This is a genomic window from Psychrobacillus sp. FSL K6-1267 (assembly GCF_038003265.1).
GTDB lineage: Bacteria > Bacillota > Bacilli > Bacillales_A > Planococcaceae > Psychrobacillus > Psychrobacillus faecigallinarum.
This window is the reverse complement of the sequence record NZ_JBBOOR010000001.1, coordinates 1,073,041-1,092,160: the sequence shown is the minus strand read 5'-3', so window position 1 is coordinate 1,092,160 and position 19,120 is coordinate 1,073,041. Positions and strand designations below refer to the sequence as shown.

Here is a 19,120-nt window from a genome sequence, read left to right as displayed (position 1 = left end):
CCTTTTTTAGTTTTTCAACTTATTTTCTAATACTTGTTTAAACTGACAATCTGAAAGAGATTGGAGATATTCTACAAAAATATCTTGTTTTATCATTGGAACATTCTCAATTTTAGCTCCATCTTTTGCCGTGTTAAAAATTTTCATTTTTGACTTTCTTGCCTTTCTTTCTATCCAACGATGATAGGTACTTAAATTAGGAGTTGTATTAATCATTTCCCCGTTGTTAGAAAGTATTTTTCTAAAGTTAAAACTTTCAGCTATTTCAATCCCAGAAGTGGATGTATTAGAATGTGTTCTCTTACCTTTAAACCCCAAATCTTGACCAAATAAAAAAAGTTTTTTAAAGCCTAAATATTCAATAAGCGAAATTGCAGTGGTTGCAACAGACCCACCCGTCTCCATTAGTGGACTTTCGTTTTTTAATACATATTGCTCTGCCAGAAAATATCCCTGCTGAAATAACAATATTTTAGGACCATCATGTTTCTTTGACATTTCATTATTAGCTGTTGATAAATAAAACAAAAGGCCTTTATATCGACTATCTTCTATTTGTTTTACAACATTTATTGACGGATCCGTGATGATAATTGCATCAGGAACAACATCATGCATTAATAATGTTTTCAATGAAGAACCTACACTTAAAATGAAAGTTTTGTTTTTTGCTTTTTGAAGCCATTTCACAGTCTCATTTAAAGATGGGCCACCTGATACCAGACAGGCACTTTTATTTTCAAAAGTATTTTTTAATCCATTAACATACAAGTTTCTATTTTGAATATTACTTAAAAAGTTACTTTTTAAAAGTTGCGCTGTAGAGTTATAACTCATTTGTCTAATTTTAATATCCTCTAAAATTGTAAAATATGGATGGTTTTCAGAAATTGCTTTTAACCAGACATTCGGTAAAATCACTTGATAGTCTAAATAGTCTTGAATTTTATCTCCTGCTTTAATAAGATTAACATTTTTCTGACAGATTATTTGCTTGTCTCTGGAATGTTTTTTAAAAATATTCATTTCTTCTATGTCTAACAATAATAACAATATATTTTTATTGGGAGCTAGATTTAATAAACTTTCTAAATGATAACCTAATCCTAAACCAACCAATAAATACCCTTTTGCGTCAAAGTCTACTTCATTCTCAATAAACTTTTCGGCATCTTTGGAAGGATTATATTTGCTATAAATATATTTTCCATTAAAGAGTAAGGTGTTTTCCCCATTTTTGGCAACCTCAACCTTAAATTCCATAATCAGTTTGTAAATTCTATTGCTGGACATTCGTCAAAAAAAGGTTTTATTTCGTATTCAAACATATCAGCAATAAGAATATAATCTTGAATTTCTAATCCACTATTTACTTCGTATAAAAACTCATGAATTTTTTTAGCATTTAATTCACTTTGTAAGTTACTCTTTAAAAAAAAGTCGTTAGCAGTTGTTAACCATATAACTCCTTCACTAAAATTAGTAATTAAATTCATGGCATCCATAATATGATCTTTTCTAAGTAAGTCCGAAATTTCTTGGCAACCTATAGGCAATCTTACTAAATAATTATTGTAACTCTCTACTGTATCTTTTAATAAATCGCTCATTAATTTCATCCTCTTCAACTCTCTATTTTTTTTACTAAGTTCTCTGTATATTTTTTTGATATTATTGCAGCTTCTAGTAATCTAGAATAAAGTTCTTTATTTTGGTTATAAATTCGATTGAAGGTTTCAATTGTTGTTTCACCTTCTTTTTCTTGAAATTTTTTTAAAATATCTATTGTAATAGGATTTATTATTGTGCTCATAGACACTTTAGAGAACAACCTTCCTATTTCCTCATCCACATTTTTCAATTTCCTTAAACTATTATTTGAAAAAGCTACATTGTTTTTATTATTATTCAATTCCCGTAAACCTATATTTAAATAACTAATAATTTTATTATAATTTGTCATTTCCTCTTTAATTTTTTCTGTAAATCCATTATAATCATTAATTTCATTAGGAAATAAAATATCCTTTTGAATTTTGTTCCCTACGTATTTTCTGCAGAAATTATTAAAGGTATCATGTTTAAATCCTTCTATAAACACACCACCTTCTGTACAATTATAGATAGAATTTTCATGTTTTACTATACTCACAAGTCTTTCAAAAGTGTCTTTCATTGACAAAAATGCATAATCAGTAAGGACATCTTCGTTATTATAACCCTTAACGTAAAACATCCCTCTTTCTTCTCTATATTGATCATCAATTATCTTATAGTGTTTATTATGCTCTGCATGTGTTTTATTGGAAGTATATGCTAGGTCTTGACCTATCAATGCTATAGGTCCATTTGAGATGTAACTTGCTATGGAAAATGCATAGTTTGCTACAGAGCCTCCACCAAATATGATTGGAACTTCCCTATTTAAAGTATACTCAATATTATCCTTTGAGTTCACAAATTCATTTGAAACGAAAAAGAAACACTTAGAATGAAATGAGTCTCTAATTTTATAATGATTTGTCATACTATATATAAGGTGTGGCTTTTTTAACTTTAATTCTTGAAAATGATTGTAATTCTCTATTCCACCATCAACTGAAATTACAAAATCAGGTTCAATTCCATGTGAAAGCAGAGTATTTACAGTTGAACCCGCTGCAATTAACAAGACATTTTCCAATTTTTCTTTTAACATAGGAATTTGTTTTGTTAATGATGGTCCACCTGATGCTATGATAACGGGACAGTTAAATTTTTTATTTAATATTTTCACTGAGTAATCCTTCTGAGCCAAGAAGAGATTATTAATATAATTTTTCTGCCAAGTGTCAGCAAAAAAACGAACTGTATTTTCATTTATGATATTTAAATTTAATTTATTTTTGACTAATTTTAATAGTTCTTTGTACTCTTTTGGGAATAACTTATCGTAATTTGGTGAAGAAAAAATAGTGACATTTCTATTATAATTATCAAGGCTTGCTCCCAAATAAGTTCCAAAGTTTTCGTTTGTAAGTTGCTTTATAATAGTTGCTTTATTTGTATTTTTACTATATTTATATAATTCATCTACTAACGGATCCACTACCAATAATGTACTTTTAGCGTCCATTTTCGAAAGTAAAGCTTCTGTTATATACCCCAAACCATTACCAAACAGTATATGGATATGATTTTTTTTAAAATGATTAATGGCTAATTGTTCGGCTTCTTTAACTGGATTATATTTACTATGCAAAAAATATCCGTTTATTCTCAAAGTAAATCCATTTGTTTTAGTTTTAATATTTTCTATTTCAAGATTCACAAATTCCACCTCTTGTTCTATATCGGCGAGAATAAATAAATATCAATAAAAAAAACCGAATTCCAAAAGGAATTCGGTTTTTCATTTACGATTATTGTAATAATTGAAGTACACCTTGTGGTTGTTGGTTAGCTTGAGCAAGCATAGATTGAGCTGCTTGAGTCAAGATATTATTTTTAGTGAAGTTCATCATTTCTTTAGCCATATCTACGTCACGGATACGAGATTCAGCTGCAGTTAAGTTCTCTGATGAAGTTCCAAGGTTGTTGATTGTGTGTTCTAGACGGTTTTGGTTAGCACCAAGTTTTGCACGCTCAGCAGAAACATCATCAATAGCTTTTTGAATAGTAGTGATAGCAGCATCCGCAGTTGCTTGTGAAGAGATAGTAATAGCATCTACACCTAAAGCAGTTGCTCTCATATCAGAAATAGCTAATGTAATACTTTGTCCTTCGTTAGCTCCAATATGGAAGTTAAGTGCAGAAGCAGAACCATTTAATAATTTCTTTGTATTGAATTCTGTATCGCTAGCAATACGTCCAATTTCAGTGATTAATTCTTTAACTTCTTTTTGTAATTCTCCACGGTCAGAAGTTGTATTAGTATCATTTGAAGATTGAACTGCTAATTCACGCATACGTTGTAGAATTGAATGCGTTTCGTTAAGAGCACCCTCAGCAGTTTGGATTAGAGAGATTGAATCTTGAGAGTTTTTAGTAGCCATATCTAAACCGCGGATTTGTCCACGCATTTTTTCAGAGATTGCAAGACCAGCAGCGTCGTCTCCAGCGCGGTTGATTTTGAAACCTGAAGAAAGTTTTTCTAAGTTTTTAGCAGATGAACCTTGGTTAGCTGTTAAGTTTCTGTGTGTGTTTAAAGCTGAAATGTTGTGTTGAATTCTCATTGTGAGATTCCTCCTTGAATTTTGGTTTAATTAGTTCCACGTCCTTGTGGAATTTGTTTGGCAGTATAAGGTCGGCCGCCCCATTTCTGCCTTACACTAGTATTATCGTACAAGTTAAAGATAGTTTAATAGTTTATTAAATATTTTTTTTTGAAATTTGTTCAATTAATGATTTAGAGATATTTAATGCCTCTTTGTTTTGCTGTTGAATGCTTTCATACACTTCAGAACGGTATACTTTTACATTTTGGGGAGCTACAATTCCTAGCTTCACCTGATCTCCGTCTACGCTCAATATTTTTAATTCTATCTTATCACCAATCATTATAGATTCATCTTTCTTTCTTGAAAGAACAAGCATTAAATAGCACTCCCTTCAATAGGAAACCTAATCGGATAAGTGGTTGCATCTTGTAATACTAATTGTTTTGCAAGTCGCTTTTTGTAATTAATCAACAAGGGTGCTTGTAAATTTAAAGTGGAACTATGGAATGGATCTCTTAATGTAACAATGGAGTAGGTGATTAAATCTTCACTTTTTTCTATTTGCAAGTCCTCTTTATCGTCCTCTGAAACATCAAATGTATAATCATTTTTAAATGCAAAAGGGAAAGCAATAACAAACCCAATTTCTTGTTCTTTAATTGATTGAAGTACTGCGAAAGGTGAATCTTTTTCTAAGGGTAAAATTACAAATTCCTTTATTTCTTCAAATCCTGGTATTCCATCTGGAAATTGAATAATATCTTTTTCATCTATTGCCATTGATCCTAAAAATTTTGTTTCAATGTTCATGTTTTTTACTCCTTTAGACTATGAAGTCGATTTCAATCGTTGGATTTTGCATCATAACCCCTGATACTTTACCTGGTGTATAGCCGTAAACCGGTTTGTTAATTTGAGCATTTATTATAGGCTTTTGCGTTTGAACATTTATATCCAGCTTAGCTGGCTCATAATCTAATTTTACAGAACCTACCGATGGAATAAAATCTATACCTAAAGCCTTTTTATGAGGAAATGTGTTTTGCTTCGCAATAGATGGTACTGCATTTTGGTTATGTGCGATATCCATCATTTGGTTTCCTTCCCTAACACGCCTGGCTATCCCTTGCATGGCTTTTTTCCGACCCTCTGCCGCAAAGTTAGAAGCAGATTCGAGGGGTCCTATTAATCCTATATCTCTTCTTGCTTGAGAAGAATCAATCTTCATAATACCACGAGTTGTTTCTATATCTACAATAGCAGCAGGTTGTTCAATATGTTGAGTTGCCTTCGGTTGTTTAATTGTTTGCTTAGCATTAACGATATTAAGTCCTAGCTTTGCATCTGTGGTCCGTATTTGAAGCTTTGGAAAATTCATTTGTCTCACCTCGAAAGAAAGCGTTTGAACAGGTTGTCCAAACGCCTTGAATTATCTAATAAAATCTACTAATGTGGATTGAATGATTTTGGCACCTACTGAAAGTGCTGCTTGGTGAATAGATTCTTGGGTAATCATATCTGTAATAACACGTTCATAATCAATGTCTTCGTTATCAGAAAGCTGCTTTGTTACAACTACTTCTTGTGTTGCAAGACGATTAATCATCATATCTACTCGATTTTGTCGAGCACCAATATCTGCACGGTTTTCAAGCACTTTATTTTGCACAGTACTTATTGTACTTAAATGCTCACCAATTTTACTTCCTATTGTTCCAGCAGGATCAGCTAAATCTTTTTGAATACTTGTTAGCATGTCGTCAATTTGAGCAAACATATCAACTGCTTTTGTATTCACATCTAAATTAACTCCATCATACACTTCAATTTCTACAGAGTTTGAAAATCCAGGGTTAGCGGTATTAACTAAATTAGTTAAGCTATCACCTTCTGTAAAAGTTTGACCAGCAAATTTCCCATTTTCAAAAACAGGACTCAGGGTATTTGTTCCACTAAACAAATATTTTTCCCCAACTTTGGTGTTTGCTAAATCACGGATTTGAAGTTTAATTTGATCTATTTCTTTTTTCATTTTTTCTCGGTCTTCATCTGTATTCGTGTCACTTGCTGCATTGGTTACGAGCTCCTGAACACGACGAAGAGCAATTCCAACATGATCAAGGGTATCATCAGAAGTATCTAACCAATTTTCTACTTCCCCCATATTGCGCTTATATTGTTCTACTTTGTTTAGATTTGTTCGATAACCTATTCCTTTTACAGCTATTACTGGATCATCTGAAGGACGGCTAATTTTTGAACCCGTATTAATTTGATCCTGTAGCTTCCCCATTTTGGAATAGCTGTTTGAGAGATTACGAAGCATATTACTAGAAAGCATCGATTGTGTTACACGCATTTAAATATCCCCTTTCTACAAGCCTACTCGACCCATGCCGTTTATTATTTTGTCTAGAGTCTCATCAATTACCGTAATCATACGGGCATTCGCATTGTACGCTTGTTGGAATGTAATCATATTAGTCATTTCCTCATCAAGAGATACGGAGCTTACTGAAGCACGATTATTTGCAACTGTTAGAAGTATTGTTCCAGCATTCTTTGTTAATCGATTCGCTTGCTCACCATCTACTCCTAGTTTACCAATAACTCCTTGATAAAAAGATTGTACCGTTGCGCCATCCAAATCAGTTAACTTATTAAATTTCATGTTCGCTAATTTAATTGCATTTTTTCCATTTCCTACTTCCCCAGCAGCGTCAGAAACAGCAATTAAATTTGGATTCTTTACAATATCCTCTAGTACTTCAATACCTGAAGCTCCTACTCCAGTAAAGAACTCCTGATTATTAGTACTAGCAGTCGCACCTTCTGCAAGAGTGAATCCTTGTTTATGAATATCATTAAACTCTTTCATAAATGCATTGGCCATATCATCTAATTTCGCTAATGTTTCTGTGAAATAACCGGTGGCAGGATCTCCGTGACCAAATGAGTCAATTAGTGAAACTAACTTTCCTTTTGAAGGATCTAATTGATCATAGGTAATTGTTTCGCCACCTAAACCTGTAATTTTAATTTCCTTAAATCCTGCTGTGAGGTCTGTACCATCCAACTTGTTATTAGAAGTATCTAAAGTTTCAAGTTGTGCAAAGTTTTTCCCGTTTACTAGTTCTACTTTAGTACCGTCTTTTAACTTCATAGTAACAGTCAAGCTTCCCTCTGCAATCGCTAAAGCGTTACCACCTGATGGTACACGTTCAGTTTCAATTGGCATGTACTGGGATAACTCATCGATTAGAGAGTCTCTAGCATCATACAAGTCATTGGGCATATAGCCATTTGGCTCAATTGCTTGAATTTGTTCATTAATAGAAGCTATTTGTTTTAATATAGAATTAATATCGTCAGTAGATACTTTTATTTCATTTCCTAGATTTGCTTGAATATCAGACAGTTGCTTGTGTGTATAGTTAAATGAATCTGCTACATGTAGCGCACGTTGTACGACAACTTTACGAGTCGCTGCGTTTTCAGGACTACCACTTAAGTCCTGTAAAGAGTTCCAAAATTGATCAAGGGCCGCGTTTAAACCATAATCTGAAGGTTCTGTTACAATATCCTCAATTTGGCTAATTGCATTAGAACGTGATTCCCAATAACCTAGTTTTGTGGTTTCTTGACGATATTGTCTATCAATAAAATTATCTCTTATTCTTTGTACTGACTGTGCCTGTACACCCGTACCTATATGACCGGCAGTCTTTGGTGCATTTAAACCTGTCCCTGGATAACCTAAAGTAGCTTCCATGTTTACTCTTTGACGAGAGTACCCAAGAGTGTTGGCATTTGAAATATTATGTCCTGTTGTATATAGTGCTGACTGCTGTGTGAATAATCCTCTTTTACTTGCTTCTAATCCCATAAATGTGGAGCGCATGGGTTGGCCTCCTTAAGCTTGAGAATCGAAGTAGGATTTATCCTTTGAAGGACGCTTTACTTCGTTCTTTGAGTAGTTTATTTGGTCTGGCTTTGGTCGTAGCATATCTAACGTCATATTGACGAATTGTAATGATTGGAATGTTAGCTTTTGATTTAAGTCATTTTGGTTTTTCAATGTTTCCAATGTGAGAAGAAGCTGTTTACGTGCAGTACTTAGCTGCTCCTTTTCTTCCTCAGTGTTGGTGTTTTCTAAGACATGTGCAACAGTTGGGTTGTCGATCGGAGCAATTCCTTTTGCTCTAAGGTAATCCGTTACCTCTAATTGACGCTGTTGCTCTAGCTGAGAAATACCGGCTACGTGCGCCTGCTCATCCTTGAGCAGTTGGTTAAGACTGTCCATGTCCCCAGTTTTGATGGCCTCTGTTTTTTTGTACGCAATTTCTAACAAACTTTTGTGAAGCATATTTAGGTTCGTTAGAGAGTGCAGAATCTTATCGATGGACATGCTCGGGTCTCCTTTAAATTTGGTAGTATTTCAAAATGTTTGTAGCTAGCTGCTTTGCATCCACTTTGTAAGTGCCTGCTTCGATGTCTGCTTTAATAGCAGCAACGCGCTCTGCCTGCTCTACCTCTATCGGAGATTTCGTCTGCATACTTTTTGCTGCTGATGAAATTTCCAACTGGTCTGCAGTTGCCTTCAAAGCATTTTGTGTTTTTTCTGTTTGCATTTGATTGCGTTTGTATGGATTGATCTGATTGACACCTAGATTTGTGATTTTCATATACATACCCCTTTCGTTCTCTTAGTATCTATTCTATATTTCGGTAAGTTTTAAAAAGTGTTTAGAGTTCTTTTGTAGGAAAAGATTGGTATAGGAAATGAGCCTTAGGGCATTACCATTTGACTAGAATTCTATGACTGAAGCAAGTAGGTAGAACTATCGACCGAAGCTTATTCCAGTTGACCTTAAAGGGCAACACGTGCTGATTCAGACAAAAAACTCTCACACAAGGTGAGAGTTACTTTTGATCCTTATAATAGACTGCCTCTTGATTATTTACCTTATCACGAAATTCTTTTGCGGCCTCAAACTGGCGTAGCCCAGATTTCAATTCATCGGAGCATTTCGCACAAAGCTTTCCTACCTGTGTCAATTTGCCACAGCTGTCACATGGATAGCCTAAGTTTGGAAATAGAGCTGGCTGTAATCTTCCCTTGCGAACCCATTTATGTAAGAGATCCTCATCCACTCCTGTCACCTCTACGATTCTATCAACAGTAGCTGCGCGGTTTTCTCGTTTTCTTAAAAATCGATAGACGATTTCGTATAGCTTTTCCTCATTCATCGCACAAGGATTACACACTTCTCTTAACCCAGTATAGTTAAAAAACTCGCCACATGATGGACAATTCTTTAGTTCTCCCATGACCATACCTCCACTATTTCTGCTAGTTGTCTTTTATATCGGCAGATTACCCTTTTATTAAAGTAAATGCCTCTACACTCTTAGCACCAGCATCCTTCAGCACTTTTGCAGCATGATGAATGGTAGCACCTGTTGTGTAAATATCATCAAATAAAATATAGTGTACTGGCTGGACATCTTTTATAGATTCAAATAAAATGCCGGCTTCCAGACGTTCCTTCTTTGACTTTTTTCCCTGCACACTACTAGTAGTTTTCACAAGAAGGTTTTGGAATGGAATCTCGGCTTTATTTAGAAGTTCCTCCACTTGGGAGAAGGTTCTTTCCTTTAATTTTTCCGGGTGCATAGGTATTGGGACAACTGTTCCTTGCTTAAGGCGAAGAAATTCATTTATTTCATGAGCAAATACGCCAGCAAGTGCAACATCCTGTAGAAACTTATATTGATGGAGATAGTTTTTCATCGCTTCATTGTAAGTATAAAGTGATGTAACTTCATAGACTGCTCCTTCATAGGGGGTCCCAATAAAGTCAGAGAAATCAAATGAGGCTTCCGCTCTCTCAAATTTTTGGTAGCATCGATCACAGCTAGCATTCTTGATTTCATAGAGAAATAATCGCCTCCATGTCGCAGGGCGTGAAAATATACTCCCACAAATCAAACAGTTTATAGCTCATTCCACCTTTCAATTTCCTCCTTTGCCTCATCCATCGCATGGCTTATTCCATGATGAAAGAAAACAATATCACCATCTGGGTGCTTGATGGATCGTCCTACTCTCCCGCTAATTTGTATGAGAGCGCTAGCAGTAAAAATATCCTGCTCTGCTCCTACTACTGCAACGTGAACATTTTCTATAGTGATTCCTCTTTCTAAAATTGTAGTTGTTAATAAACCAGGCACTTTCTTTTCGCGAAGCTGCATGACTCTTTCCTTTCTATCTGGATGCTCAGCATAGACCCGAGGTAAGTCACCAGGGAATTGCTCTAGCATTTCAATAGTTGGGAGGAATACGAGAAATGGGATATTTTTTTGAATTTTTTCATCTACCCATTGCTGTAGTTTGCGCGGGACTTTACCTTTTTTTAATTGTCTAGCGTATCCCCAAAGGCTATCGAATTTAGGCACAGGCAATGGATAACCATGATATCGCTTGGAGAGAATGGATTGGTTGACTGTTTGAAGGGAATCGGTGGGCGTGGCTGTTACATAGTGAATAGCGGCATTTGGTTTTGCAGCATTTACAACCGCTTGTCTAAGAGTCTCATCTGCATAATAAGGGAAGGCATCTGCTTCATCGACAAATACGACATCAAAAGCATCTTCGAATCGGTATAGCTGATGGGTAGTGGCCAGGATTAATGTGGCAAAGCCTTCCTGGTCTGGGGCTCCTCCGTAAAGTGCATGGATGATAGTTTTTGGGAACACCTTTTGAAAACGAGGGAACAGCTCTAAAATGACATCAGTTCTTGGTGCAGCGACGCATACTCTTTTGCCTGCTAGCAAAGAGGCAAAGATAGATGGGAAAAGTAGCTCTGTTTTGCCTGCTCCACAGACTGCATGTAAAAGGTGAGACTGATTATTTTGGACACTGTTTAAAAGCTCTTCACTTGCCCTTTGTTGAAGTGCAGTTAACTGACCGGACCAATCAAAAATGTCCTCGGTTGTTCCGATAGCTGGCTCCTTGACCCAAGTTATCAGTTCAGAGCAACTACTAACTCGTCCCATACGGATGCAATGACGACAGTAGGTACAGGTTTCATTACAATGGGCGCATTGGAAAGAGTAAAATAATGATGGATTTGTGTTGTGACATCGATTGCAGATGTGTTTCGTTGATTGAAATATTGTTTGAGGTTTAATCGTTTTGATTCCTGGTTTTAGATGAATGTGGCCGCTGAGGATATGGTCGTCTATGACCTCGCGCGGAAAAGGCGTGTGTGCGCGAAGCCATATGCGTCCAGTGAGAAATTGCTGTAATTGCTCGTTTACTTGTTTCATTATGATTCTACGTGGTACCAGCCTAGTCCCATGGAGCCTTCTCCAAGGTGCGTACCGATAACCGGACCAAAGTAGCTGATTGTAAATTCAACGTTTGGCATAATTGCTTCTAAAAGAATTTTCCATTCTATAGCCTCTTGCTCGTTGTTGGCATGAATAATAGTAGCCTTGATTTTATCGTATTTGCTTGCATCTTCCTCTAGCATATCTGCAATTCGTTTCATTGCCTTCTTGCGAGTGCGAACTTTTTCAAATGGAACGATGACTTTATTTTCAAAATGAAGGATTGGTTTCACTTGAAGCACAGATCCAATGACACGCTCGAAGCCGTTTAGACGGCCGCCACGGTGAAGATGATCTAGGTTGTCCACCATGAAGTATGCACGCATCGATTGTTTCATCTTGTTTAATTCTTGTAAAATTACTTCTGGAGTTTCACCGGCCTGCGCCATTTCTGCAGCACGGATTACATAGAAGCCTTGAACCATACAAGAAATCTCTGTATCGAATGTATACACATCAATACCTTCGACCATACCTCCTGCTTGCTCTGCTCCTGCCAATGTTCCACTAATTCCGCTAGAAAGATGGATAGAAATGATGGTGTCATAATCTTTCTCTAACTCTTCGAAGGTGTTAACGAAGTTTCCTAGAGAAGGCTGTGAGGTTTTTGGAAGTGCTTTTTCATTTCGGATTTTATCGTAAAATTCATAAGCGTTAATATCTATTTCTTCTCTATATGTGTCGTTACCAATTACGACACTAAGAGGAACCATTTTAATGTTTAAACTTGCTCGTTTATCTTCTGGAATATAAGCTGTACTATCAGTCACTATTACCGTTTTTGTCATGTAAGAAATCACTCTCCTAACTCTAGTTTACTGAATATGGATAGGAAAGGAAAGCATAAAAAGACCCCAAACATGATATTTGTCATATATGCTGGGGATATGGTGATTTATTCAGTTGTTTCGCCTATAAAATAGACACTTGTTACCACCCATTTGCCTTCTTCCTTCACAAAAACCGTCACCTGACGACCATTACGATCGAGTTTTGCTCCAGACCCTGGCTCGTGAAGTGCAATATGGATATTTGAATATACTTGAGCTTCTTTGTCATTATATTCAATAATAGTAACGTCCTCAGCTGTACGTACAGTATCGTAGTTTTCGAAGGTCTCCAATACTAGTTCTTTTTCGGATTCATAGTTGAAGCCCTCTGGTTTTTTGGAGATTACACTCAAATAGCGGTCTATATCTTCTTCGTTAAATGCTTCAATGTATTCGTTAAATGCATTTAATACTGTTGTTTTTTCTTCCTCGGGTACATTAGCTGCCTCTTCAATGTCTCCACCAGAAGACATTTGGAAGCCTACGTCTGATTTATCCTCTGCTCCATGATCGATTGCTGACTCCGTTTGTGATGGAGTTGAATCGTTCACTGATCCCGAACTTGGATTTACCTCTTCTTTATCATTACAAGCAGCAAGTCCTAGTGTAATTGCTGCGAGAGTAAGTACTTGGATTATTAGTCTCATCTGTTTCCCTCCTGCTGTTGGTTATTTTGTCATAGTTATGACGAAAACTCAATGAATAAGTTTCAATTTATAAAATAATGAAATTTTCTGACTTTTGAAGTAACATATATAATTAGAATGGAGGTGAATATTAGTATTGTATCCTGTACAGAAGATTTTATTAAAAAGATTGTTAGGTGAGCATGAGAAATCTATGCTGGTGGCAGATGATATTCGTCGTAGTGAAGCTGGTGACCGAGGAGAAGATCGGTTGGTAGCTAAGCTAGATGAATTAAGGCTTTCTGGAAATTTACAAGTGTTTTCTGATGTGGGATTGGTGTTAGAAGATTGGAAAGTACAAATTGATTGTTTAATAGTTAGCGATCGCTGCTGTATGGTTATCGAATCCAAAAATATGAGTGGTAACTTGTATTTTAAAGAGGAAGAATTTTATAAAGAAGTTGATGGAACAGAAACTCCCTTCCCTAATCCCTACTTTCAACTCACACGCAACATTCGCTTCATGAAAGAATTTCTCCGAAACGTGTGCCCTACCATGAAAGTTACTGGTGCAGTCATTATAACCGCTAAATCCAGTCGCATTCGCGAAAAACCTTCCCACTATCCTATATTTAAGCTAGAAAGCATGATGGAAAAAATTTATCAAATGCATAGCAACGGCTTGAGTGAGCCAGTTTCTTTGGTCAAGTTTGAAGAAATTACGTCGCACATCGAGAAAAATCTATCACCGTACATTATGCCTCCGTTATGTGAATATTATCGTATTTCACCTAGAGATTTAGTGCCAGGAGTGGAATGTCCAAAGTGTGGTACGTTCGGAATGCTTAGACACTACTCCACTTGGAAATGTCCGAGCTGTGGGAAGAATGATCGGAATGCACATAAGGTAGCTATTAGAGAATTCTATTTGCTAATTAGCTCTCAAATGACCGTTAAGGATTTTCGTCACTTTTGTCTTGTGGAATCTCCTTACACAGCATCCCGTTTATTAAACAATTTTGAGAGTTTAGAAGGTCATGGAAATGGTAGAAAGAGATATTTTGTTTGGAAGCAATAATTAAAGGTAATCTTTATGCAAGGTTTCGTGCTATTTCCGCAAGGTTCTGTCCCTTCTTTGCAACATTGTTCTTTTGTGCAACTTTCGTGCTCGTTTCTGCAAGATTTAGCTCTTTCTCTGCAAGGTTTCATGCCGTTTTTGCAAGGTTCTGTCCCTTCTCTGCAACGTTTTTCTTTTGTGCAAGGTTCGTGTTCGTTTCCGCAAGGTTTAGCTCGGTCTCTGCAAGGTTTCGTGCCGTTTCCGCAAGGTTCTGTCTCATCTCTGCAACGTTTTTTCGTTTGTGCAAGGTTCGTGTTCGTTTCCGCAAGATTTAGCTCTTTCTCTGCAATGTTCTATTCCATTTCCGCAAGGTTCTGTCTCGTCTACGCAATGTTTTTTCGTTTGTGCAACGTTCGTGCTCGTTTCCGCAAGGTTTAGCTCGGTCTCTGCAAGGTTCTATTCCATTTCCGCAAGGTTCTGTCGCTTCTCTGCAACATTTTTATGTTTACTGTTGGTTCGTTACTTCTCCCAATAGTTTAGCTTCTCTTCTCCCCGGTATTACCAAAAAAACAAAACCCCCTCCAATCAAAAGATTAGAGGGGGTGTAAATGTCATATGAAGTATTATCGAACTTCAACCCAACCGTTTTTGATGCCGGTTACTACGGCTTGGGTACGGTCGTTTACGTTCATTTTTTGTAGAATGCTAGATACATGGTTTTTTACTGTTTTTTCGGAGATGAAAAGTGTTTCTCCGATTGTGCGGTTGCTTTGTCCGTCTGTTAATAATTGTAAAACTTCACATTCGCGTTTCGTTAATAAATGGAATGGACGACGGATTTCTGTTTGGTGGAAGTTTCCTTTGTTTTCGCGCTCGCTTAAACGACGGAATTCTGCCACTAGATTACGTGTTACTTTTGGATGTAAATAAGAGCCGCCTTTAGCTACTACTTTAATCGCTGATACGATTGCCACAGCATCCATCTCTTTTAACATATAGCCTAATGCACCAGTTTTCAACGCGTGCGATACGTATGATTCATCGTCGTGGATAGAAAGCATGATAACTTTTGCATCTGGAAATTTTTCCATTAGTTCTTCTGTAGCGTCTACGCCATTTTTTGTAGGCATGTTGATGTCCATTAGTACAACATCTGGTAAGTATTGTTCATATAAGCGTAGTACATCGCTACCGTCGCTTCCTTCTGCCACCACTTCAAACGTATCTTCGAAGTCTAGTATTCTCTTTACTCCCTCGCGGAAAAGTTGGTGATCATCTATAATGATAATTTTTGTCATTGGTCATTTCCTCCTATTAAAAACGGCTGTAGTTACTATTCCTCATTTAGCGGAATACTAAACAAAATTGTTGTTCCATTTCCTGGTGACGATATAATTTTCATCGTACCGTCTAATAAATCGACTCTCTCTTGCATACCGATTAAGCCAAATGATTTTTCTTTTACTACCTTTGGATCAAAACCGACCCCATTGTCTTTGACGATAATGTTTATTTTGTGTTTCACCCATTCAATCTTCACCCAAGCTTCTGTAAATTGACCATGCTTCAGTCCATTTGTCAGGCATTCTTGGATTAGACGGAAAATAGCTACTTCAAAATTTGGCTGTAAGCGAAGTTCTTCTCCAAACGTTTGAAAATGTATTTTTTTTGCAGGGTTGTATTCCCCAGTAGTTGTAATATATTTTCTAAGCGTTGGGATTAAACCTAGGTCGTCCAAAGCCATCGGACGGAGATCATAGATGATTCGGCGAACTTCAGAAAGGGCATCTCGAACGGTGCTCTTCAATTCGATAATTTCTTTCATCGCCTCATCCCCACCTCGTTGCTGATACGTAAGGTTGATCAAATCTGTTCTGAGCAACACATTAGCTAGCATTTGAGCTGGGCCATCATGAATTTCTCGTGAGAGACGTTTTCTTTCTTCTTCTTGGGCTTCAATAATTTTCAATGTAAAATCTTGTTTAATTTTTGCGTTTTCAAGCGCTTCTCCAACTTCCTTTAAATCAGAAGTAAGATAATTGATGACAATATTGACTTGATTGACAAGCTGATCTGCACGTTCTATCATTTCTAATAGTCCTTGCAATCTTCGTTCTAGTTCATCTCTACGCTGTCTTAGTTGTTTTTCTTCATTGCGTTTGATTAAAAGATTAATTTGAAGCTCATTTGCATTTTCGTAAGCGCTTCGGACTTGTGGTTCATCATATGAGTTAAAATTCTTCGAAACCTCTGCTAATCTGTTACGAGCAAGTCTCGATTTTGCCTCAAGCGAGTCGCCTTCCAGTATGACAGCCTCAATGCTTCCGCGAATTATTTCCAACTCAACTTTCATTTCTTCGAAGCTTTGACGACTTTGTTCGCTTATAATGAATATATCCTTTTTCGAATGGTCCATTACTTCGACCATTCTATCGAAAATAACATCTAACGATTGCAATTCGAGATTCTTGTTCGTCATCTGTTTTTTCTCCTTTAGACATTCAACATGAGTCTTCATTCATTTTTACTGACAAACTCTATTATAGCACTAATTGACTAAAAATAAATTAAATTTACTTTACAAGTATGTTTCAAAGCCTTTAGGAGGGAAATTTATTATGAGAAACAATTATAAAACAGTTAAGGGTCACGGAGAAAGTGAAATTATTATTCAAAAGTCCCGATTTATTACTTATATTGAACGAGCTGAGTCTGAGGAGGAAGCGCAAGATTTTATTAATAAAATTAAACAAAAGCATAAAGATGCTACTCATAACTGCTCTGCCTACATTATTGGAGAGCATGATCATATTCAAAAAGCAAACGATGATGGTGAACCAAGCGGTACAGCCGGAGTTCCTATGCTTGAAGTCCTTAAAAAAAGAGCACTAAAGGATACAGTAGTAGTAGTGACGCGTTACTTTGGTGGTATTAAACTGGGAGGCGGAGGCCTTATAAGGGCTTATGGCAAAGCTACTACAGAAGGGATAGATGCTACTGGGGAAGTAGAATGCCAGCTTCATCACTTAATGAAAGTCTCCATAGATTATACATGGCTAGGTAAAGTGGAGAATGAAATAAGAAACTCTATTTTCCAATTAAAAGAAATTGCCTATGCAGATTTAGTGGAAATTTATGTATACACAAAAGCGGAGGATGAGGTAAAATTTTTAGAGTGGGTAACAGAAATAACAAACGGACAAGCAATAATCGACACCGTAGAGAAAGTATTTTTGGAGTTTGACGTCGTTTGATTTATAATAAAGTAATGAGGAGTGATGGAAAAACATGAAAAAATTCTCAATTTTATTTCTTTTATTATTCGGATTAAGTATTGCTCCGGCAATAACTTTTGCAGCTGATTGTCCAGAAAAGGTCGTCTGGGACGGAGTAGAGTTAAAAAAAGGACAAATTGGTAGGGTGCTCATCCAAAAGCCTACAACCATATACAAAAATGTGAATGGAAGCTTTGAATCCTCTCGAACAGTAAAGCCAGGTGAAAATTTTCGAGTTTATGCAAATAAATCTACATACTACCATCTTGGTGGCGGATTAGTAATTAAGGACGATTCAACAATTTTATATCAAACGCCGTCTAAAACTAAGCTCAATCAATTAAATTGCAAGCCGACAAAGGCTGCAACTACAAACTTTACAATTGGTAACAATATTTCAACTGTGAACGCTCAATTGGGAGCAGCCAAGAAATCAGTAGTAAATGAGTTTGGAGCTATTACTGGAATTTACCATAATAATTACGATAAATTTTATGCAATCAGTACATTAAGTAATAAAATATCTTCCTTATATACTAAGGACAAAGCCTTTCAAGTAAACGGAATTTCCGTATCAAATACTATAAGTCAGCTAGAAAATGAGTTTGGTAAAAGCTATGAAACTACTGGAAACACATATCCTGTGGAAATCATTACATACTCCTTACCAAAGTATGAAGCGAATTTCTTTATAGACGTGCATAATGACAATAAAATCTCGGCAATCTACTTAGTAGACTACCAATTGATCAATAAAAATCCAAATCTATATCCTAAAAAATCTACTACTCTAGAAACAGGCTACGAGAATCTATTATTTCATTTGATTAATGCAGAAAGAAAAGCTCATGGGGTTCCTGTGCTACAGTCCGCTCCAAAGGTAGCAGATGTGGCAAGAAAGCATAGTGTAGACATGGGTGTCAATGATTACTTCAATCATAATAACTTAAAAGGTGAATCTCCTTTTGACCGCTTAGCAAATGGCGGGGTAAAATTTAGAAATGCCGGGGAAAATATCGCAATGGGCTACACAGATCCATATTTTGCCCATGAAGCATTGATGAATTCATTAGGACATCGTAAAAACGTTATAAACACTGCATACACTCATGTAGGAGTTGGCGTCTACTTTGCCAAATGGACACATGGCTCCATTCCTTATTACACTCAAAACTTTATCAAACCATAATAATAGCTTTCAGAGTGTAGACAAAGTTATTCTTTACTTTGTCTACGCTCTTTTTAATGAATAATAACATCAAGAATAATGAGGGAACTGTATGAAAAAAAATTTTGGAAAAGCACTTGGTATTCTTATAGTTATCCTTATCGTCATCGGGACACTTGCTATCTCCATTGCAGCTGAGATTGGAATCCTATTGCTTGTAGGAATTGATTTTGAACGTTGGTCAAGTTTAATTTGGTTTATTGTTGTTTATGGAGTCGTTGAATTTATCATCATAATGGCGCTAGATGCTTTCATAGAACTAAAGGCAAATAGTCATCAAAAATTCCATAAATATTTTGGGCATATGATCGTATCATTTACGCTCATTATGGCAATTTCACTTTTCATAGAGACGATTTACTTACCAATTACGGGGGCAGTCATTTTTGCTATTGCTACGGCTACAATGTATTTACTGTTTAGTTTTGGGGATAAAAAAGAAATACATGAAGACTAGAACTCATTAAATATATAAAGGCAAGAATGTTGATTTAACAACATTCTTGCCTT

At 36.2% G+C, this 19,120-nt stretch carries 22 protein-coding genes; 4 read left to right on the top strand and 18 right to left on the bottom strand.

All coding sequences use genetic code 11. The annotated features are described in order from the left end of the window. Window positions 1–6: 6 nt before the first annotated feature. The 16 genes from MHB55_RS05360 to MHB55_RS05285 all read right to left on the bottom strand — a co-directional run bounded on the left by MHB55_RS05360 (window position 7) and on the right by MHB55_RS05285 (window position 13,071). Entirely contained in the window at window positions 7–1,263 is a 1,257-nt protein-coding gene (locus MHB55_RS05360; RefSeq protein WP_340862769.1) for a motility associated factor glycosyltransferase family protein, read from the bottom strand. A 2-nt stretch (window positions 1,264–1,265) separates the two neighbouring features. Continuing rightward, a complete protein-coding gene (locus tag MHB55_RS05355; protein ID WP_340862768.1) occupies window positions 1,266–1,610 on the bottom strand; it encodes a hypothetical protein in 345 nt (114 codons plus the stop codon). A gap of 14 nt (window positions 1,611–1,624) precedes the next feature. Further along, on the bottom strand, window positions 1,625–3,310 hold the full coding sequence (locus MHB55_RS05350; protein ID WP_340862767.1) for a motility associated factor glycosyltransferase family protein: 1,686 nt from the start codon (window positions 3,308–3,310) through the stop codon (window positions 1,625–1,627). Between the two features lie 91 nt (window positions 3,311–3,401). After that, entirely contained in the window at window positions 3,402–4,214 is an 813-nt protein-coding gene (locus tag MHB55_RS05345; RefSeq protein ID WP_340862766.1) for a flagellin N-terminal helical domain-containing protein, read from the bottom strand. Window positions 4,215–4,350: 136 nt separating this feature from the next. Then, window positions 4,351–4,575 (bottom strand): carbon storage regulator CsrA, encoded by a 225-nt coding sequence (csrA, locus tag MHB55_RS05340; RefSeq protein ID WP_151110906.1) that lies wholly within the window; start codon window positions 4,573–4,575, stop codon window positions 4,351–4,353. Continuing rightward, complete coding sequence (gene fliW, locus MHB55_RS05335) at window positions 4,575–5,009, bottom strand: flagellar assembly protein FliW (protein ID WP_154311302.1); 435 nt, start codon at window positions 5,007–5,009, stop codon at window positions 4,575–4,577. Before fliW ends, csrA begins: the two co-directional genes overlap by 1 nt. A gap of 13 nt (window positions 5,010–5,022) precedes the next feature. Beyond that, window positions 5,023–5,577, bottom strand: coding sequence for a DUF6470 family protein (locus MHB55_RS05330; RefSeq protein ID WP_340862765.1), 555 nt, complete (start codon window positions 5,575–5,577; stop codon window positions 5,023–5,025). 51 nt (window positions 5,578–5,628) lie between these two features. Further along, entirely contained in the window at window positions 5,629–6,558 is a 930-nt protein-coding gene (gene flgL, locus MHB55_RS05325; RefSeq protein ID WP_340862764.1) for a flagellar hook-associated protein FlgL, read from the bottom strand. A 15-nt stretch (window positions 6,559–6,573) separates the two neighbouring features. Next, window positions 6,574–8,100, bottom strand: coding sequence for a flagellar hook-associated protein FlgK (flgK, locus tag MHB55_RS05320; RefSeq protein WP_340862763.1), 1,527 nt, complete (start codon window positions 8,098–8,100; stop codon window positions 6,574–6,576). 12 nt (window positions 8,101–8,112) lie between these two features. After that, complete coding sequence (locus MHB55_RS05315; RefSeq protein WP_191696510.1) at window positions 8,113–8,607, bottom strand: flagellar protein FlgN; 495 nt, start codon at window positions 8,605–8,607, stop codon at window positions 8,113–8,115. Window positions 8,608–8,620: 13 nt separating this feature from the next. Next, on the bottom strand, window positions 8,621–8,884 hold the full coding sequence (gene flgM, locus MHB55_RS05310) for a flagellar biosynthesis anti-sigma factor FlgM (protein WP_144537567.1): 264 nt from the start codon (window positions 8,882–8,884) through the stop codon (window positions 8,621–8,623). Between the two features lie 238 nt (window positions 8,885–9,122). Next, window positions 9,123–9,530, bottom strand: a complete 408-nt coding sequence (locus MHB55_RS05305; protein WP_144537565.1) for a TIGR03826 family flagellar region protein — start codon at window positions 9,528–9,530, stop codon at window positions 9,123–9,125. A 46-nt stretch (window positions 9,531–9,576) separates the two neighbouring features. Continuing rightward, window positions 9,577–10,191, bottom strand: a complete 615-nt coding sequence (locus MHB55_RS05300) for a ComF family protein (protein ID WP_340862762.1) — start codon at window positions 10,189–10,191, stop codon at window positions 9,577–9,579. A gap of 5 nt (window positions 10,192–10,196) precedes the next feature. Then, on the bottom strand, window positions 10,197–11,531 hold the full coding sequence (locus MHB55_RS05295; RefSeq protein WP_340862761.1) for a DEAD/DEAH box helicase: 1,335 nt from the start codon (window positions 11,529–11,531) through the stop codon (window positions 10,197–10,199). Next, window positions 11,531–12,382 carry a DegV family protein gene (locus MHB55_RS05290; protein ID WP_144537559.1) on the bottom strand — a complete coding sequence of 284 codons (852 nt, stop codon included), beginning with the start codon at window positions 12,380–12,382 and terminating at the stop codon, window positions 11,531–11,533. The genes MHB55_RS05295 and MHB55_RS05290 overlap by 1 nt, the downstream gene beginning before the upstream one ends. 107 nt (window positions 12,383–12,489) lie before the next feature. Next, a complete protein-coding gene (locus tag MHB55_RS05285; RefSeq protein ID WP_340862760.1) occupies window positions 12,490–13,071 on the bottom strand; it encodes a nuclear transport factor 2 family protein in 582 nt (193 codons plus the stop codon). 136 nt (window positions 13,072–13,207) lie between these two features. Here MHB55_RS05285 and MHB55_RS05280 point away from each other — a divergent pair, with 136 nt between their 5' ends. After that, window positions 13,208–14,128 carry a nuclease-related domain-containing protein gene (locus tag MHB55_RS05280; protein ID WP_340862759.1) on the top strand — a complete coding sequence of 307 codons (921 nt, stop codon included), beginning with the start codon at window positions 13,208–13,210 and terminating at the stop codon, window positions 14,126–14,128. Window positions 14,129–14,730: 602 nt separating this feature from the next. Here the strand turns inward: MHB55_RS05280 and MHB55_RS05275 are convergent. Further along, window positions 14,731–15,405, bottom strand: a complete 675-nt coding sequence (locus tag MHB55_RS05275; RefSeq protein ID WP_144537553.1) for a response regulator — start codon at window positions 15,403–15,405, stop codon at window positions 14,731–14,733. A 35-nt stretch (window positions 15,406–15,440) separates the two neighbouring features. Beyond that, entirely contained in the window at window positions 15,441–16,586 is a 1,146-nt protein-coding gene (locus MHB55_RS05270; protein WP_144537551.1) for a sensor histidine kinase, read from the bottom strand. Between the two features lie 139 nt (window positions 16,587–16,725). Here MHB55_RS05270 and MHB55_RS05265 point away from each other — a divergent pair, with 139 nt between their 5' ends. The 3 genes from MHB55_RS05265 (at window position 16,726) to MHB55_RS05255 (ending at window position 19,067) form a co-directional block, all read left to right on the top strand. Continuing rightward, entirely contained in the window at window positions 16,726–17,361 is a 636-nt protein-coding gene (locus tag MHB55_RS05265) for a YigZ family protein (RefSeq protein ID WP_144537549.1), read from the top strand. Between the two features lie 34 nt (window positions 17,362–17,395). Further along, window positions 17,396–18,571 (top strand): CAP domain-containing protein, encoded by a 1,176-nt coding sequence (locus MHB55_RS05260; RefSeq protein WP_144537547.1) that lies wholly within the window; start codon window positions 17,396–17,398, stop codon window positions 18,569–18,571. 91 nt (window positions 18,572–18,662) lie between these two features. Continuing rightward, complete coding sequence (locus MHB55_RS05255) at window positions 18,663–19,067, top strand: histidine kinase (RefSeq protein WP_144537545.1); 405 nt, start codon at window positions 18,663–18,665, stop codon at window positions 19,065–19,067. Window positions 19,068–19,120: the final 53 nt, after the last annotated feature.

Coding starts and splice junctions, on each gene's coding strand:
- MHB55_RS05360 (WP_340862769.1), bottom strand. CDS start 1,263: ATGGAATTTAAGGTTGAGGTTGCCAAAAATGGGGAAAACACCTTACTC.
- MHB55_RS05355 (WP_340862768.1), bottom strand. CDS start 1,610: ATGAGCGATTTATTAAAAGATACAGTAGAGAGTTACAATAATTATTTA.
- MHB55_RS05345 (WP_340862766.1), bottom strand. CDS start 4,214: ATGAGAATTCAACACAACATTTCAGCTTTAAACACACACAGAAACTTA.
- csrA (WP_151110906.1), bottom strand. CDS start 4,575: ATGCTTGTTCTTTCAAGAAAGAAAGATGAATCTATAATGATTGGTGAT.
- fliW (WP_154311302.1), bottom strand. CDS start 5,009: ATGAACATTGAAACAAAATTTTTAGGATCAATGGCAATAGATGAAAAA.
- MHB55_RS05330 (WP_340862765.1), bottom strand. CDS start 5,577: ATGAATTTTCCAAAGCTTCAAATACGGACCACAGATGCAAAGCTAGGA.
- flgL (WP_340862764.1), bottom strand. CDS start 6,558: ATGCGTGTAACACAATCGATGCTTTCTAGTAATATGCTTCGTAATCTC.
- flgK (WP_340862763.1), bottom strand. CDS start 8,100: ATGCGCTCCACATTTATGGGATTAGAAGCAAGTAAAAGAGGATTATTC.
- MHB55_RS05315 (WP_191696510.1), bottom strand. CDS start 8,607: ATGTCCATCGATAAGATTCTGCACTCTCTAACGAACCTAAATATGCTT.
- flgM (WP_144537567.1), bottom strand. CDS start 8,884: ATGAAAATCACAAATCTAGGTGTCAATCAGATCAATCCATACAAACGC.
- MHB55_RS05305 (WP_144537565.1), bottom strand. CDS start 9,530: ATGGGAGAACTAAAGAATTGTCCATCATGTGGCGAGTTTTTTAACTAT.
- MHB55_RS05295 (WP_340862761.1), bottom strand. CDS start 11,531: ATGAAACAAGTAAACGAGCAATTACAGCAATTTCTCACTGGACGCATA.
- MHB55_RS05290 (WP_144537559.1), bottom strand. CDS start 12,382: ATGACAAAAACGGTAATAGTGACTGATAGTACAGCTTATATTCCAGAA.
- MHB55_RS05285 (WP_340862760.1), bottom strand. CDS start 13,071: ATGAGACTAATAATCCAAGTACTTACTCTCGCAGCAATTACACTAGGA.
- MHB55_RS05275 (WP_144537553.1), bottom strand. CDS start 15,405: ATGACAAAAATTATCATTATAGATGATCACCAACTTTTCCGCGAGGGA.
- MHB55_RS05270 (WP_144537551.1), bottom strand. CDS start 16,586: ATGACGAACAAGAATCTCGAATTGCAATCGTTAGATGTTATTTTCGAT.
- MHB55_RS05265 (WP_144537549.1), top strand. CDS start 16,726: ATGAGAAACAATTATAAAACAGTTAAGGGTCACGGAGAAAGTGAAATT.
- MHB55_RS05260 (WP_144537547.1), top strand. CDS start 17,396: ATGAAAAAATTCTCAATTTTATTTCTTTTATTATTCGGATTAAGTATT.
- MHB55_RS05255 (WP_144537545.1), top strand. CDS start 18,663: ATGAAAAAAAATTTTGGAAAAGCACTTGGTATTCTTATAGTTATCCTT.